Source organism: Mariniflexile maritimum (assembly GCF_009746565.1).
GTDB lineage: Bacteria > Bacteroidota > Bacteroidia > Flavobacteriales > Flavobacteriaceae > Mariniflexile > Mariniflexile maritimum.
This window is the reverse complement of sequence record NZ_WRPN01000008.1, coordinates 87753-104059: the sequence shown is the minus strand read 5'-3', so window position 1 is coordinate 104059 and position 16307 is coordinate 87753. Positions and strand designations below refer to the sequence as shown.

The 16307-nt window shown below is 33.2% G+C and carries 11 protein-coding genes; 3 read left to right on the top strand and 8 right to left on the bottom strand.

The genetic code is table 11. The annotated features are described in order from the left end of the window. Positions 1-14: 14 nt before the first annotated feature. Positions 15-1742, bottom strand: a complete 1728-nt coding sequence (locus GQO80_RS11335) for a porin family protein (protein WP_157208476.1) — start codon at positions 1740-1742, stop codon at positions 15-17. A gap of 55 nt (positions 1743-1797) precedes the next feature. Further along, complete coding sequence (locus tag GQO80_RS11330) at positions 1798-4824, bottom strand: tetratricopeptide repeat protein (RefSeq protein WP_157208475.1); 3027 nt, start codon at positions 4822-4824, stop codon at positions 1798-1800. 347 nt (positions 4825-5171) lie between these two features. Here GQO80_RS11330 and GQO80_RS11325 point away from each other — a divergent pair, with 347 nt between their 5' ends. From GQO80_RS11325 to GQO80_RS11315, 3 genes are read left to right on the top strand one after another with little or no spacing between them, the layout of a single operon-like run. Continuing rightward, positions 5172-5855, top strand: a complete 684-nt coding sequence (locus GQO80_RS11325) for a cell division ATP-binding protein FtsE (protein ID WP_157208474.1) — start codon at positions 5172-5174, stop codon at positions 5853-5855. 2 nt (positions 5856-5857) lie between these two features. Continuing rightward, positions 5858-6706: a glycosyltransferase family 2 protein gene (locus tag GQO80_RS11320; RefSeq protein ID WP_157208473.1), complete on the top strand. Its 849-nt coding sequence runs from the start codon at positions 5858-5860 to the stop codon at positions 6704-6706. Between the two features lie 8 nt (positions 6707-6714). Further along, positions 6715-7650, top strand: coding sequence for a glycosyltransferase family 2 protein (locus GQO80_RS11315; protein WP_157208472.1), 936 nt, complete (start codon positions 6715-6717; stop codon positions 7648-7650). 47 nt (positions 7651-7697) lie between these two features. Here GQO80_RS11315 and GQO80_RS11310 read toward each other — a convergent pair whose 3' ends face one another. From GQO80_RS11310 to GQO80_RS11285, 6 genes are all read right to left on the bottom strand, one after another. Continuing rightward, the gene (locus tag GQO80_RS11310) at positions 7698-9701 is read right to left on the bottom strand and encodes a S8 family serine peptidase (protein ID WP_157208471.1); all 2004 of its coding nucleotides are present in this window, start codon (positions 9699-9701) and stop codon (positions 7698-7700) included. Then, positions 9694-10677, bottom strand: a complete 984-nt coding sequence (locus tag GQO80_RS11305; protein WP_157208470.1) for a hypothetical protein — start codon at positions 10675-10677, stop codon at positions 9694-9696. The genes GQO80_RS11310 and GQO80_RS11305 overlap by 8 nt, the downstream gene beginning before the upstream one ends. A gap of 182 nt (positions 10678-10859) precedes the next feature. Beyond that, positions 10860-12473, bottom strand: coding sequence for a phosphoethanolamine transferase (locus GQO80_RS11300; protein WP_157208469.1), 1614 nt, complete (start codon positions 12471-12473; stop codon positions 10860-10862). Then, positions 12470-13294 carry a glycosyltransferase family 2 protein gene (locus tag GQO80_RS11295; protein ID WP_157208468.1) on the bottom strand — a complete coding sequence of 275 codons (825 nt, stop codon included), beginning with the start codon at positions 13292-13294 and terminating at the stop codon, positions 12470-12472. The genes GQO80_RS11300 and GQO80_RS11295 overlap by 4 nt, the downstream gene beginning before the upstream one ends. Then, positions 13294-14586, bottom strand: coding sequence for an O-antigen translocase (locus GQO80_RS11290; RefSeq protein WP_157208467.1), 1293 nt, complete (start codon positions 14584-14586; stop codon positions 13294-13296). Before GQO80_RS11290 ends, GQO80_RS11295 begins: the two co-directional genes overlap by 1 nt. A 37-nt stretch (positions 14587-14623) precedes the next feature. Next, positions 14624-15925, bottom strand: coding sequence for an O-antigen translocase (locus GQO80_RS11285; protein WP_157208466.1), 1302 nt, complete (start codon positions 15923-15925; stop codon positions 14624-14626). Positions 15926-16307: the final 382 nt, after the last annotated feature.

Sequence of the window (16307 nt, the reverse complement as noted above, 5' to 3'; positions counted from 1 at the left end):
GGGATTCACAGAAATTAAAAATCAAATTTATAGGTGGCCCCCGCTAAAAACTGCGCACTTTGCACCGGAAAATCTTGCCATTTTTGGTAGGCTTTATTACCAACATTATTCGCTTTGGCAAATATGGAAAGCTGGTCGGTAACATGATAGCCCACATGGGCATTGGCATCAAAATAGCTATCTAAAGTTACTGTAAACGGGGTGGTTGCGGTTATGCCATCATTGAGATAAAATTGGTCTTTACGCTCACCTACATAAAATAAATTGGCCCCAGTAAACCACTTGTCGCTTATCTGGTAATCTAAAAACAGTGAGCCTTTTAAGGTTGGCAAGTTCCATGGTTCTGCTTCATCATCGGTGCTATAACTAAATGTTTCCGCTTTTATGGCCAAGGTAAAATTTCTGTTCACATCTACATTTAATTCACCTGAAAGCCCCAAGGTTTTTACATTATCGTAAACCATTCCAAATGAATTTCCATAAGTATAATCTTGTGCGGTTAAGGTAATTTCATTGTTCCTAAACAAGGCTTTGCTTATGTCGGCTATATAACGGCCGCTAATATTATAGCTTACGTTGCTTGTTACTTTTCCTTTTAAACCCACGTAGGCATTATACAGTTGGTCGGTAGGCATGATATTCAAAGTAGGCGATACAAACGGGTTTTCGGAAGCAAAACCGTAATACGAATTTTGCTGTAAATCGCCTTGAATACCGCCATAGGCAATCAGCACATCATCAACCAATCGGTAGGTTGCCGTAACATTTGGGTAAATGTACAATTTACTTTTACTGGCTTCGTTATCGTGCAAATAGAAGAGGGAAACCCCTAAATCTATGGTTAAATCGTCTTGTTTCATTTGGTAGGTTGGCGAAATTCCAAGTTGAAAATTGCCGTAATTCAATGCATTCATGCTTGTATAGCCTCTTTTAAAACTGCCTCCCAAATAATCAATAACCAGATGGGTAGCAATTTCATAATCATTTATGGGAACATCCACTTTTCCTTTAAATGTAAATCTGTTTTCACCCGAACCTTGGTTGTCGCCAAAACGCCTAAAAAGTAGGCTTGCCGAATTGATGTAAGTATCTTCAAAAGACACATCGCCACCCAGATGCGCATCAAAAAAAGTATGATCAACTTCAATGCCATTTGTTTGGGCTGCAGTTAGTTGCGTTTGTGGAACACCATACCAATTATAGCCCTGAAACTGGAAACCGCCTTCTACTTTCCATGATAAGTCGCGCAGGCGCGAGGTGTAATTGATATTTAATTTTGAATCGGAAAAATTATCGTTAAACGACAAGCCTTCAATACCGCCTTCAGAAGAATGATGGCTCACATAACCGCCCACACTTTCGGTTCGGCTAATGGCGTGGTTCAAATAAACTTCACCCAAAATGGTGGTATAGGTACCCACGCCCAAAGTGGCATAATTATCGTACAACTTTATAGGTTTAGCTTTATCAACCGAGGCTGCTTTTCCTTTTGCAGGTGTAAACGTTGAAGCCACCGGAAAAGAAAAAATGTTGTATTTAATATCCTTTTTAGCTTGGGTCGTTTCATCGTTTAACGATGGGGTTTCCTTCACTTTAAAGGCATCGGAAATGGTGGGAGTATAGGGTTTCACCACGTCGATAACGCCCGTGTTAATGGTGTCGGTGGATTTCTTTTGGGCAACCACAACGGTTACGCTTAACGAACAAATAGCTAATATAATGGTTTTTATGTGCTTGCGCATGCTTTGGAATTTTTTAATTTACGATTTTTTAATTCTGAATATTTAACTTCTAACTTTAATTCCCCTCTGGTTGAATGGACGAATTTGTTTTGGCCTCCAAGGCCTTAATCTTGCTAAGCTCTGTTTTGGCCTCGGCAACAACATCATTAAAGTCGGTGAAATTTTGAATCACACTTTCTAAGATGTAAGTGGCTTGAAAGGCATCGTTTAAAGCATAAAAATTCTTAGCCATAAGTACCAAGCCTTTGGCACTGTAATATTTATAGCCTGAAAAATCTTTGGCCAATTTTTGAACCGTTGTATTGGATGCCTCGTACTTAGCCTCCTTATGTTTAAAATAGGCGTTATAGTATAAGGCTTCGGCCGCCGTTTCGCCCGTTGCCACTGTTTCAACCTTAGCATAGGCGTCTTTTGCCTTGGTTTCATCGCCGGTTTTTATTGCCGAACGTGCAATGATGATATGCGCATCGGCTTTGATTTTGTTATCTATTTTTGAATTGGCCAACACCTTTTCTGCGTAGGCAACGGCTTTGTTGTAACTTTCTAGTTGGTAATTTGCCTTCATTAGGTTGGATTGTGCAAACACGATATTTTGCGGGAAGTTGGCTTCTTCTTCCAAACGTTCCAGTAGCGGAATGGCCTTGTTCCAACTTTTGCTTTCCAAATAAAATTGCGATAAGCGCGATAAGGCTTCTTCGGTAAATTCATTTCGGGAAGCTGCAACCACATATTGGTAATGCGATGCGGCATTGTCCATCAACCCTTTTTTGTAATACAGTTGGGCCACATAAAAATGGGCCTGTAAAGCGTGCAACCCGTTTGCAAATTGACTTAAATAGCCATTAAATTGTGTGATGGCTTTATCGGTATTGTTATCCAGATATTGTTTTTCGGCGGCTTCGTAGGTAGCGTTATCCAAATCGGCATCGGTAACCTCCACATATTTTAAGGTTTTCACCCACGTTGCGTATTCATTTACGCGCCCTAAATCGATGTAAATAAGTCGTGCCGTGGCCACTGCTTGTGCAGCTTCGGGGGTTTCGGGGTACTCGCTAGCCACTTGCTTAAACTTGGTTAAGGCCAGTTCGTTTTTACTGCCATTATAATACACCAAGCCTTGTCGCAATAGCGATTTTGAAACAAACGAACTCATTTTGTATTCCGAATTTAAGCGATTATAGGTTTGTATCGCTTTGTCGGTTTGTCCCATTTTCACATAAGAATTCCCGAGTTCGTAAAGGGCATCATCACGTAATTTTGATTTTTGGTAATCTGAAATAAACTGCTCCAGTTCCTTTACTTTTTTGGAATCCTGACCAATATATCCGGCACTAAGGGCTTTTTGGAAAAATGCATAATCGGCATCCTGGGTATTTAATTTAATAGCATTTTCATAGGCAGTAATGGCATTTTTATAGTCGCTGGATACAAAATTAGCATCGCCCAAACGCAGGTAGGCATCATGCAGGCGCTGGTCGTCCTTATTTTTGTTGGATGTAATAAATTGGTTGAAAAACTGCGCAGATTGGTTGTAGTTTTTCAATTTAAAATAGGTGTATGCGATGTTATAATCGGTATTTTTATTTTCGGGTGTTGAGGCAGATGCCGGCAATTGCTGAAATTGCTTAAAACCAATCAACGCATCGTTGTAATTGCTTAAATTATAGTCGGTTTCCGCTTTCCAGAACGTTGCCCGGGCTGTAAATGTGGCATCGCGTGGTTCTTTTAAAGAACCTTCAAACAGTGTTTTGGCTTCCGTGAAATTGTTTTCATTAAACAACTCCAGCCCTCTATAAAAAGCTACTTTTTGGTAAGCCGATTTGTTTTCAAAACTCTTTTTGCCTTCTAATAGCTTTAGGGCTTCTTTATAGTTTTTTGAGGTAATGTACGAATCAATAAGCAGGCTTTCAACGTCCTCTTTTTGTGCTGTTTTGGGGTATTTTTCTAAATAAGCCGCCAAAATTTGGGGCGCCGATTGGTACGAATTTCCAATATCGTAACTCAGTTTTGCGTAATTTAGATAAGCATCTTCCTGAATTTTTAAATCGAAATCCATTTCCGAAGCATTTTTAAACGCATTTAAAGCTTCCTGTTTTTTGTTGAGCTTTATATAGCTTTCGCCCAAATGATAATAGGCATTTTGGGCAATGGCATTGGTGCCGCCAATAATTTTATTGAATTCTGAAACCGCTTTTTCAAAATTTCCCTGCTTATAGTAGGCATAGCCCAATTGGTAAAAATCGGTATTGCTCCATTTTCTGTCTTTACCTTTATAGGCCTGTAAATACGGAACGGCCTCGGCATAATTTCCTAAATTAAAATAGCTTTCACCTATAATTTTAGAGAGTTCCGAAACTTCGTTAGCATCACTGGTTTTCAACTTTGCCTTAGCCAACTGAATGGCTTTTTCAAAATTCCCTAGTTTAAAATTCAGGTCGGCTTGATAGTACGATAGCTTTTCTTTGTACTGTTCTTGGTTGCTTACTTGGTCAAAATATTTATTGGCATTTTCATAATCGTTGCCTTCATAGGCCATAAACCCAATATAGTATTTAGCTTGCGAACCATATTCTTTTGAGTTTTCAACACGTTTTAAATACTCGTTGGCTTCCTTAAATTGCTTGCTTGAAAAGGCCGAATAGCCATTGTTGAAATAAAACTTTTCCTTTTCGCTGCGTGCCAATCCGCTTTCATCTACCTTATCGTACCATTTTCTGGCGTAAGCATATTTTCCATTGGCGAAGTAAAAATCGGCCACATCAATAAAAGCGGTATTGCGCTTGGTGCTTGTTGGGTATTCCTTTACAAAATTTTCTATCAATTGATCGGCGCTTTGCTGATTCAATCGTACGGCGCAATTGGCTATATAATATGCACAATCGGATGATAAAACCTCTTCTTTGGTTTCCTTTTGAACGGTTCCAAACAACGATTGTGCCGCTGAATATTGCTGGTTGTTGTAAAGCGTGAGCGCTTTTTGATAGGTTGCCAAATCGCTGGTATAGGTGGCAGACTGTTGTGCCTGCATGTAAACATTAAAACTGATGGCAACCAATAAGGAAATACGGCTATTTATAGTCATTAACACTGCTTTTTAATTTAATTTCAAAGATAATTTAATATAAACCCTATAACGCAAGAATTGTGCGATAATTATAAACGAAGTTATTAAAAATGACAGCAGGCGGGTGATTTGGTTTTAAGTCGCGGTTTTTTGTCGCCGTTGCAGTTCCTAATTTATATTTTCTGCCAAATGGTCTTGCATCCGCTATAAACTAACTTAGCGCCATTGCGGGGTAAACATGTAACAAATGATAATTTTTGATTATTTCAACTTCAAACCTGATTCTTTAAAACTTTTAACGCATAACTTTTAACTTTCAACTTTTATATAATACTTTTACAACACAAAAAAAATCCATTGTATTTATGTCAACTCCCATTCTGCAATTAAAAGACGTTTCCATATACCAAGGCGATAGTTTGGTGCTTTCCAAAGTAAATGTTGAAATCAACAAAGGCGATTTTGTGTATTTAATTGGAAAAACGGGCACCGGAAAAAGTAGTTTTATGAAAACACTTTACGGCGATTTACCCTTAACCGAAGGCGAAGGGCACATTGTAGATTTTAATTTAAAAACCCTAAAAGAAAGTGACATTCCGTATTTACGACGCAAATTGGGCGTGGTTTTTCAGGATTTTAAACTACTGTCGGACAGCACGGTAAACGACAATTTATTGTTTGTTTTAAGAGCCACCGGGTGGAAGGACAAAGCCGAAATGAACGCCCGTGTGGAACAGGTTTTAAGTAAGGTAGGCATGAAAACCCAGGGTTTTAAATACCCGCACGAGCTTTCGGGTGGCGAGCAACAACGCGTTGCCATTGCCAGGGCCTTGTTAAACAACCCCGAACTGATCCTTGCGGATGAGCCTACGGGCAATTTAGACCCACAAACCAGCATTGAGGTGATGGAAGTTTTACAGGAAATAAACAAAAATGGCAATACCATTTTAATGGCCACCCACGATTACGCTCTGCTTTTAAAATACCCCAGTAAAACCTTAAAATGCGACGAGAACCAAGTTTTTGAAGTGGTACAACGGAAAGGATAAGGATGCTTTCTATACTAATTCCAACATTTAATTTTGATAGTGTTCCTTTAGTTAAAGAACTGCACAGGCAATGTATTGGATGCGGTATTGAATTTGAAATATTGGTTTATGATGATGGCTCTAAATCGGCCTTCAGCAAAACGAATAGCACCATAAACACCCTTCAAAATTGCACCTTTAAAGAGCTACCAAACAATATTGGAAGAAGCGCCATAAGAAACTTACTGGCTAAGAACGCAAAATATGATTTGCTGTTATTTGTAGATTCGGGAACGTTTCCTAAAACACCCGATTTTATCGAAAAATATCTGTCGATAGATAACAAAAACGTAAAATCGGGCGGCATGACGCATCTTGAACATCCGCCCAAAAAACCATATAAACTAAGATGGTTATACACCAAGAAAAGGGAATTCAGAACGTTATGCTCATCAAATTTTATGATTAGAAAAGAAATTTTTATTTCAAATCAATTTGATGAATCCCTAAAAAAATACGGCTTTGAAGATGTGCTTTTTTTTGACACTTTATTAGAAAAAAAAATACCGATATTTTTTTTCAACAACCCCGTAGAACATAATGCTGATGACGATGCTACTACTTTTTTAAAGAAAACGGAGTATGCAATGGAAAATCTGTACCATTTAATTAAAGACAATAAGGCAAAAAAAGAAGGTTTCAACATAACAAAAGCCTATCAAATCTTAAAAAAAATTAGACTCCATAAAATTATAGCCTTTAATTTTAAGCTCATTAAACCATTGTTAATAATGAATTTAAAATCGAACTACCCTTCCCTTCTATTATTTGATTTCTATAAATTGGGCTATCTTTGCTCTTTAAAAAAATAAAAAAAACCATGCCTTTTTTTTCTGTAATCATACCACTTTATAATAAAGAAAAATACATTGAAAACACGATAAAAAGTGTTCTAAATCAGTCTTTTGACGATTTTGAAATTATTATTGTTGATGATGGCAGCACAGATAAAAGTTACCAAATTGCATCTTCTTTTAAAAACGAAAAAATAAAGATGTTAAAACAAAAAAACCAAGGCGTTTCGGTAGCTAGAAATTTTGGTGTTGCGCATGCCGCTTCTAAATACATTGCGCTGTTGGATGCGGATGACATATGGTACGAAAACCATTTGTTGGAATTGAAAAAACAAATAGCAATGTTCCCAAATGCTGGATTGTATTGTAATAACTATGAAGTTTTTTATAGAGAAGGCATGAGCCGAAAAGCTACTTTTAATTTTGAATATGGCACAGTACCTTTACTTGTTCCTGATTATTTTAAAGCCAGCATTATAAATCCTGTGGCTTGGACTTCGGCCGTTGGGTTTTCAAAAACCTTATTTGAAAGTTTAGGAGGCTTTAACCCTTATTATAAAACCACCCAGGATTTAGATTTATGGATTCGGTTTGCTTTAAAATACCCAGTAAGTTTTAATCCCACTATAACCATGAAGTATAAATTGTATGTGGGTGACAGCCTTTCAAAAAATGAATATAATGATATACGCTATCATTTTTCAAATAGTTTTTTAGAGGAAGAAAAACGCAATCCGTCATTAAAATTGTATTTGGATGTAAACCGATACGCTCTAGCACTGCGCAGCAAATTAAATGGGGAGAATCTACTTTATAAAAAGGTTAAAAAAGAGATTGATTTAGAAAATTTGAATTACAAACAAGTTATCCTTTTAAATACCCCAAAAGGCATCTTAATATTTTTAAAACGCTTCCATCGCTACTTAAGCCGTAAAAATTTATATTTTACTGCGTTTGATTAGTTAACAACTTAAATGCCTAATAATAAATATACCGATAATTTTTTAGATTAATTTTTTATTATTTTTTTACTAATGACTTCACCTGATTGCATTTTAATTTTAATAAAATACATACCTGAATTGAAAATTGATGTATTTAATTGTAATTCTTTTGAATTTATGTTTTTTATAAAATAAATTATTTTACCTGTAACATCTAAAATTGAAACTGTACTTAAATATTCTTTATTTTTTATATTTAAAACATCATTAGTAGGATTGGGAAATAATAAAAAATTCGTGTCTACAAAATCACTAACTTTGGTTTTTTCTATTTTAAATGAATTTTGAGAATTAGCTACTTGCAAACAATTTGAAGACAAAGCACCATCAATGCTCAAATCTATAAATCCATAAGTATTAGGTTCAAATAAAGCACCATCTAGTAAAACTATACTGTTTTTAGCTTTAAAAGTTACTGTTGCTGAATCAATAAAACTCACATTTTCGATAACCAAATTATTCATAAAGTTAATTAGATTAAAATCAAAACGATAAAAAACATGATCTTTAATAACAGCAATCCCGTCAGCTTTCATCATCTCATTTACAAATTGCACAGAATTACCTGTTTCCAATTTACCTGAACCGACCATACCAAAAAATGAGGCATTTATAGGCATATGTTCAATATCCTTTGATACTAATTGAAGTACATCCTCAACTTCAGGACCCGTTAAACAAGGATTGACACTTAGCATTAAACCGATTGTACCAGTAACCAAAGGAGCGGCATATGACGTAGATGTGCCATTATATATGAATTCTTGATTATTACTATAATCCCAATACTCAAACTGATTATAACCTGGAGCAAGGATATCTACTTTAGGATTCAAAGTAGCCATATAAATCAATCCATAACCGTTACTTCCCGATATTCCTAATGGATTATTAATATCTGTACCATCAATTTGTGGTGAAACAGAGTCTTCAATACGATCATATAATGCACCAATAAGTGGAGTTGTACAACAAAATGAATCAGAATTTAATTCTGTATTCAAATCATTAACTAAACTGACTGATATCACATTGTTATATGATGCGGGGTAAACATACAAGGTTCCAAATGGTCCTCCGCTAAGATTTGGATGATGCAAAGTTGGAGTTGAAAATGAACTTATGTTACCAGCCGCAGCCACAAATATTGTTCCAAAATTATTAACACAATAGTCAATTACATCTTGTTCTTCTTGTAAAAACCCATGGCCATCTGGACCATAACCCAATGAATTAAGCCAACTCATATTAATTACTTTGGCACCCTGGCTTGCAAGTTTATAAATCTGTGAATAAACCACATCTGATGTGTATCCGAAATTAGAGGGAGCAGCAAGTATACCACAATCATAGCAGACTCCAACAGTACCTACGCCATTATCTCCTTGAGCTGCTGCTAATGCAGCGACATTTGAACCATGAGCGGCATTCGTAGAGCCATATCCAGATATATAATTTGTTTTTTCCAAATCAGCTAAAGCATTATTAACACCCGTATCTGATATCCCAACTTTAATATTACTAGAACCTGTAGTTATATTCCATGCATTTGGTGCTCCAATATAATCAAGATCTTTCCTAGCCACATTAATACCTAAATTAGCTACAGGACTTGTTTTACCATAATCATTTGGATAACTAAGCATAGTTATACCTCCAGTAATATCATTTGCTTTAACATAATAAGTTGGAAACTTCTTTAGTAAATCTTTGCACAGTTGCTTATAAGAGGTCTTAATAACATAAATATTTTCCAATTTAGGATCTGGAATATCGGGAAAAGCTTGATAAAAACTTTTTATGTCAGAGTTATTAAAAAAACTCTTTAATGAAGAATTTTTTCCATTATAAAATGCCTTATTATTTTTTAAGATGAATTCTTTCCCTTTTTCGGCGCCATTCATATGAATATAATAAGTAAAAATTTCTTCTTTTTGTGCAAACAAAAATAAAGAAACAATAAAAAAATGTATAAACAATAAACGTTTAATAAGAATATGATTATCCATTTCTATGCTTTTTTAAATTAGACAATTCGGTTTCCATTACTTTTATTTGTGCGTCTTGTTTCAGTAAATATAAAGTTAGCTCTTCAATTTTTTCTAATAATTTCGCACTCATGCTTCCTAATTCAACGCCCTCTTCATTAACATCTTTTGCACTTGGAATATTTGGTAAATGTCCATTTATATCTATATACTTTCTAACATCATCTAAAGGTAAAAGTTTATAATCTTTATTAAAAACAAAATCTGCCCAAGCAGTGTAAACTTTAACACCATGAGCCCTTATTTTGCCTTCTACTGATAATCTATAATTATCTACTCCATCAACAAAAGAATTAGTACCAATACCAATATTATTATTAGTAAGAATATTGCCTTCAATCATAGCACTACCATCTTTGACCACAAATTTGTGCTCTGGCAAGTAATTCCCAAATGCACCGATTCTAAGCCTTGAATTTGTGTTACTCATTTGAACCACTTTTGACCCATCGCTCATTTCTAAAGCTTTAAAATATTCAATCTGATTTTTATCATTCAATGATAAATCAGATGCTCCATTCGCTTCTGCAGTAAATACAAATCTCTGTTTTAAATTTCTATCATCTATACCAAAATACATCAAAGACTTTGTTGTTAAATTTGAAATTGGAATATCTAAAAAATACATACCCCTAGTACCATTTGATAAATCAATCAATGTACCAACATTCAGTACCGTCGATTTTTTTGCTAAATCATTCCAATTAATGAAAGTTGAGCCTTCGGGCAAAGAATTAGTAAGTTCAAGATTCACTGTTTTAAGCGCTCCATTTATTTCAAGCTTATAATTAGAACTAGAAGATGGTGTTAAACCTATTCCTATATTTCCGGTTAAACTACTGCCACCAGAACCGACAGCAAAAATTCCATTTTGATCTGTAACTTGAGAATAAGAAAATGTTACAGCTAAACCAATCAATAAAGATATTTTTTTCATACAAATCTATAATTAAGAATTATTTAAATAAATTTAATTAATTAAAAATAATTGTATGAAAAAAAAATGTGGAGTTATTAACAAATCTTTTTTTTTAATCAAAACCATCTGTGGAAAAACCGTAACCTTAGGATATTTGCATTAGAAAACACTATCTTCCTGTTAAAATATTCGTTTTCTCGTTAATGTCTATTAAAAAAAAAATCAAAATCAATAGTATCCTTTATAATTCGTTTTCGTTCTTTAAATTTTTCATTAAATATGCTACGGGTAGAATCAATTTGATCAGAAGTTACATTACTTATATCTGCAATTGAATGAAACATATCATCTGTCATATATTTGTTATCAATATTAATTTTTAAATTGTTTTTAGATTTATATTTATCTGAAACCCATAAAAACATTGGTATTTCGTACATACTTTTTGTAATTTTCTCATCTATTGTATGTCCAGAAAAATCAATATCGTCAAAAACTTCTTGACCATGGTCTGAAAAATAGAGAACATAACTCGTCTTGTTTTCAGCTTTAATAATATCAATAATTTGTTTTAACAACTTGTCGTTGTACCTTATGGCGTTGTCGTAGTCATTAATTATTTTATAGGCTTTTTCAGTATTAAACTTTGTTTTTGGCATATCTTTAAAATAGTTTTGATTGGCAGGGAACCTATTTTTATAACTCAAATGAGTCCCTAACATATGCAAGAAGATTATTTTTTTATCTTCTTTAATTAACAAAATTTCGCGCATTTTTTTAATTAATTCATCGTCTAGATTTGTGTTCTCACTGGTATGTTTAGTATTTAAAAAAAATGATTTGCCAGCTCCTAAACCAATCTTTGTAATATGGGTGTCCATCATACCAACTGGTCTTTGATTTGAAATCCAATAAGTTTGAAAATTAGCTTGGTTGAATAATTGAATTATTGTTCCATTGTATTTTGCTTCAGGGTTTTCATAATTACCCAAAGTTAATGCCTTCGACAAAGCCCCAATAGTGTATGTATGCGCACTTATAACATTATTGAAAACAAACAAATCATCCTTTATGCTATTTAACAACGGGGTAGTTTCTCTGTAATAATTATTATACAAATTAAAATGCCTCTTACTTGTAGATTCACCTAGAACAATTACATACAATTCTTTTCCTTTTGTATTATGCTTAACGTTTGTAAAATTTCCAATTTTATTTTCTTTTCCATAATTCTTAAATTTCTTCATTTCTTGATAATATGAAACTGGTGCTTTTATCAAAATATAAGGAACATTATACACTATTAATGTTGTTAGTTTCAATACAAAGTACAACATCAACAATAATTCAAATATTAAAAATCTATTAACAGAAAATTCAAAAAATGCATTAAAATATTTTCTCTTTTTAAATGAAATATAGATAATATTCAGAAAAAAAACCGTTACTAAAATTAATGCATATCTATCGAAATGTACAGACAAAAACTCTTTTATTTCGTTAGAATTTGATTCTAAAACAACAAATATTGCTGAGGCAGATAAAAAGTTATCAAATAAATAATAATACAGCGTTTCAAACAACAAGCACAGGTTAAACACAATAACACTGGCAGTAAGGAATAGTTTCTTGTATTTTATGCCTGTGATTAAAAAACTAAATAATACAATTAAGATTGCAAATAATAGATTTTCTGTTAAGTTGAAAAACCTAGGAAGTGTTATGCTTTTAAAAACACTTTCAAAAGAGAATGCTAAAATTATTGGAAACAAAAAGAGATAAAATAGGGGACGTTTATATTTAATGATTTTCATTTTATTTTTTTATAAGTCTTGATAGCCAAAACACCTATCTTATATTTATTTATCATTTGTTTTTTGTTTATGAGTCCTTTTCTAAATAGAAAAAAAAGGAGTTTCACTAAATACAAATAGCTCAATTCTTTATAATCATGATAATAAAGTGCTGCTTGGGCTTTTACAAATTGGTCATCAGCCATGTTACTGGTTGATCTTTTGACTGAATGTTTTACAATAGCTTCACTTACAAAATAAACTTGTTTATTTTTCTTTAAGGCTTCTTTTAAAAATAGATATTCCTCTCCACATGTAAAGTAACTTCCTAAGCCAAAATTAGCATTGAAATAAATTTCGTTACTAATTTTCTGCCGCATAAAAGCTATTTCTATTGAAGAGGTGTTTTCAATTTCCCTTTTTTTAAACAATCTTTTAGAAACCAAAGAATACAACTTATATTGCTCACCAGAAAATGTATTAATTTTAAATCGGATAATGGATGCTTCAGGAAAACTAATAAATGCCTTTTTTACTGTATATTCAAAATTTGGAAAATATTCTACATCATCATCTGCTATCAAACAAATATCGCCTTTTGCATTTTGTAAAGCTAAATTTCTACTTTTTGAGAGTCCTTTATCATAAGAATTAATGACTCTAATATTTGGAATTATTGATTGTAACTCTTTCCCTCTTTCGGTTTGATTAATTATAAGAATATTCATGTTTTTTGTTTCTTGGAAAGGAAACATTTTATCTACAAAATGTAATGATACCCTATGCATTGTTGAAATTAAGACTTCAAGTTTCAGACTATTATTTTGTAATTTATGTTCCATTATAAACTTCTATCTTTCCCAATAAAATTAAATCTTAAAATATAAAGTACTACCAGCAAATAAACAATATATCTAAAAAAATGCGCCATAACAACACCCTCGGTTCCATATAGCTTTATAAAATAGACCGAAAAAATATAGAATAATATTACCGAAAGCAATTCGGTAAAAACAAAATACCAAATTTGACGTTTCGCTAAAAACTGGTAAGCCATAACTAAGGCTATAAACTTTAAAAAATCTCCCATTAGTTGCCATTTAAACAAATTGGCCATTTCTAAAAACTCATTAGTGTAAAGTAGATGTATTACCAAATTTCTAAATAAATAGATAAAAACCAAACCAGTAACGACAAATGGTAATAACAATTTGTAAATAGTTAAAACTTCCTTTCTAAAGTGATGAGTTGATGTTATAGTCGAATATTTTGGCAAGATATAAAGCGGAAAAATAGCAGCAGTAAACTGCATATATGTTTTAGAAATAGAAGTTAATGCAGTCCAATATCCAGCATCTTGGACACTAGTTTTTTTTTCAATTAGATCACGTACTGCTACATCGGTTGCATTTATAGACAAGATAACCACAATACTCATGATGCTATATGAAAGTAAACCATTTTTAAAACTCAAATTAAAAGAAAACTTATTGACATCTATTAATTGAGCATAGAACTTAGAAAAAAATAAAATGACCATTATAAGTTGAATAACTGGAGTTAAAACAATAGCAAGTAAAGTGCCTTCAACATTACTTTTCATCGTTAAAAAAACAATTAATATAAAACTTATAATGATGGTTGCCAATGTAACTTTTGAATAAATTTTATATGCTGAAACACCATTTAATAACGCATTCAAAATAGAATTAACCCCCATGAATGGCACAACAAATGCCAATATTTTAAAGATGTAACCGAACTGATTATTTTCTCCAAAAATAATATTACTAACCGATGTTGACCAAAAAAATAAGATTAAAAATGAAAAAAGCGATGCAATGCTTGCAAAAACCATACCGGTTGAAAACAAATCGTTCAACTTGTCTCTATTGTCTTTAAACTCTGAAATATACTTAACCAAACCATTGGATGTACCCAAGATTGAAAATTGCTCAAAAAAACTATAGACGTTTTTCAAGTTACCAACTTGTGCAATTCCCTCCGCACCAATTAAAATAGCTAGAATTTTCTGAGTAACAATAGAAAAAACCATTCTAACTACTACCAACAAGGTATTTACCGAAGTTACTTTAAACAAAAAATTATTTCTTATGAAGTTTAATGTTTTCAACAATTACTTTAATTAAATATTAAATGTAAAAATTATACTAAGCCTTTTCCGCATCCACCCCAAAAAGCGAACTTCCAAAAATGAGCAGAATGATGCAATAATACATAACATAGCTTACAAAATGTGCAATAACGGCCCCTTTTACATGATCGTACAAATCAATAAAATAAACGCTTGTGGTGTACAATATGACAACCAAAAAAGCCTCGGTTAACATGTAGTGCCAAAACATTTTCTTTGCCAAAAACTGGTAAGCAATAACGGTTGAAAGTACCTTTACGAAATCGCCCAATAATTGCCATAAAAACAGTTCCTCGACCGGTTTGAACTCGCTGCTAAATATAAAACTCACAATAACCGAGCGTAAAAAATACATCAACACCAAACCCACAACCATAAAAGGGACTACGGTTTTATAAAAGCTAAATACTTCCTTTCTAAACTCCTTAACATCGTCAATCTCTGAAAATCGGGGCAATATGTACAGTGCCATTAAAGATGTGGCAGACATTAAATAATAATGGGATATGCGGGTCATGGCTTCCCAAAAACCAGCATCTTTATAACCCACATTTTCAATAATGTACGATCTTATGGCTATGGCAACAAGAGGCATAATAATGGCAGCAAAAATGGCCATGGCCGAATAGGAGCTTATCTTCTTGAAAAAACCAAAGCTTATATGCCCTACTTTAATTAATGGCACCAGCGTTCGCCTATTAATTATACCTACTAGGGTAATAAGAAATATTAAGGATTCTGCAATGACTACCGATATTAACGCACCATCGATTTTATTTTGGTAGATAAGCAACAAAGCAACCGAAACACTTAAAATTTGCCCAATTATATTGATAATGATGAGAATTTTATACTTTGAAAATCCATTCATTATTGAAAATGAAAACATATTCAAGGCATAAAAAGGAAGCACGATGGCAAAAATCTTGATCACATACGCATAGTTGTTATACACCGGAAATATGATATTGTTAATGGCATGTGCATTAAAATAGCAAATAAAAGACACTAAAATAGTTGCGATAAAGCCCGTATAGAAAATGGTTGAAATGGTTTTACCAAGCGCAACAACATCATCCTTTACATCCGAAATATACTTTACGGCACCGTTATAAAACCCCAGTGTTGCAATACTTTGAAATGAACTTACAAAATTGCGCAAATTACCAATTAAGGCCAACCCCGTTGGGCCAATAAAAATAGCTATGGCTTTGGATGTTAATATACCCGCAATTATTTTGATAAGCACAGAGGTTGCTTGCAACGACGTAACTTTTACTAAAACGTTTTTATTGATATAATCGAGAAGTTTTTTCAATTACTGTACGTTTACTTGTTGGTTATATAGCTTTGGTTGAATAGTTTAACAACTAGCATTGAAGGCACATGAAACCATAGGCCTTTATAAGAAACCAAATATACAAAATCATTTTACGCTACCATACGATTGCGCCATTAAAACGTAAGAAATTATATATCTAAAAAATGTGTGCTTTATTTTTTTAGCAAGTAATACAAATTTATGCAGAAAATAGCTGTGTTTGTTACAATAATGGGCTTGGAAAGTGGTTCAAGCATAACACCATAAACTACAAATAGTAAACACCCCAGGGAGTTTACTATTCGTAGCTTGGTAACAGATTTCATTAAAAAAGAGGTTAAAACGGTTGCCATAGCTGCATAACCAACCCATTCTACCA

What these genes read in the sequence shown, in the direction of transcription:
- GQO80_RS11335 (WP_157208476.1), bottom strand. Translation starts at nt 1,742, where the DNA reads ATGCGCAAGCACATAAAAACCATTATATTAGCTATTTGTTCGTTAAGC.
- GQO80_RS11300 (WP_157208469.1), bottom strand. Translation starts at nt 12,473, where the DNA reads ATGAAAATCATTAAATATAAACGTCCCCTATTTTATCTCTTTTTGTTT.
- GQO80_RS11310 (WP_157208471.1), bottom strand. Translation starts at nt 9,701, where the DNA reads ATGGATAATCATATTCTTATTAAACGTTTATTGTTTATACATTTTTTT.
- GQO80_RS11295 (WP_157208468.1), bottom strand. Translation starts at nt 13,294, where the DNA reads ATGGAACATAAATTACAAAATAATAGTCTGAAACTTGAAGTCTTAATT.
- GQO80_RS11325 (WP_157208474.1), top strand. Translation starts at nt 5,172, where the DNA reads ATGTCAACTCCCATTCTGCAATTAAAAGACGTTTCCATATACCAAGGC.
- GQO80_RS11330 (WP_157208475.1), bottom strand. Translation starts at nt 4,824, where the DNA reads ATGACTATAAATAGCCGTATTTCCTTATTGGTTGCCATCAGTTTTAAT.
- GQO80_RS11305 (WP_157208470.1), bottom strand. Translation starts at nt 10,677, where the DNA reads ATGAAAAAAATATCTTTATTGATTGGTTTAGCTGTAACATTTTCTTAT.
- GQO80_RS11315 (WP_157208472.1), top strand. Translation starts at nt 6,715, where the DNA reads ATGCCTTTTTTTTCTGTAATCATACCACTTTATAATAAAGAAAAATAC.
- GQO80_RS11320 (WP_157208473.1), top strand. Translation starts at nt 5,858, where the DNA reads ATGCTTTCTATACTAATTCCAACATTTAATTTTGATAGTGTTCCTTTA.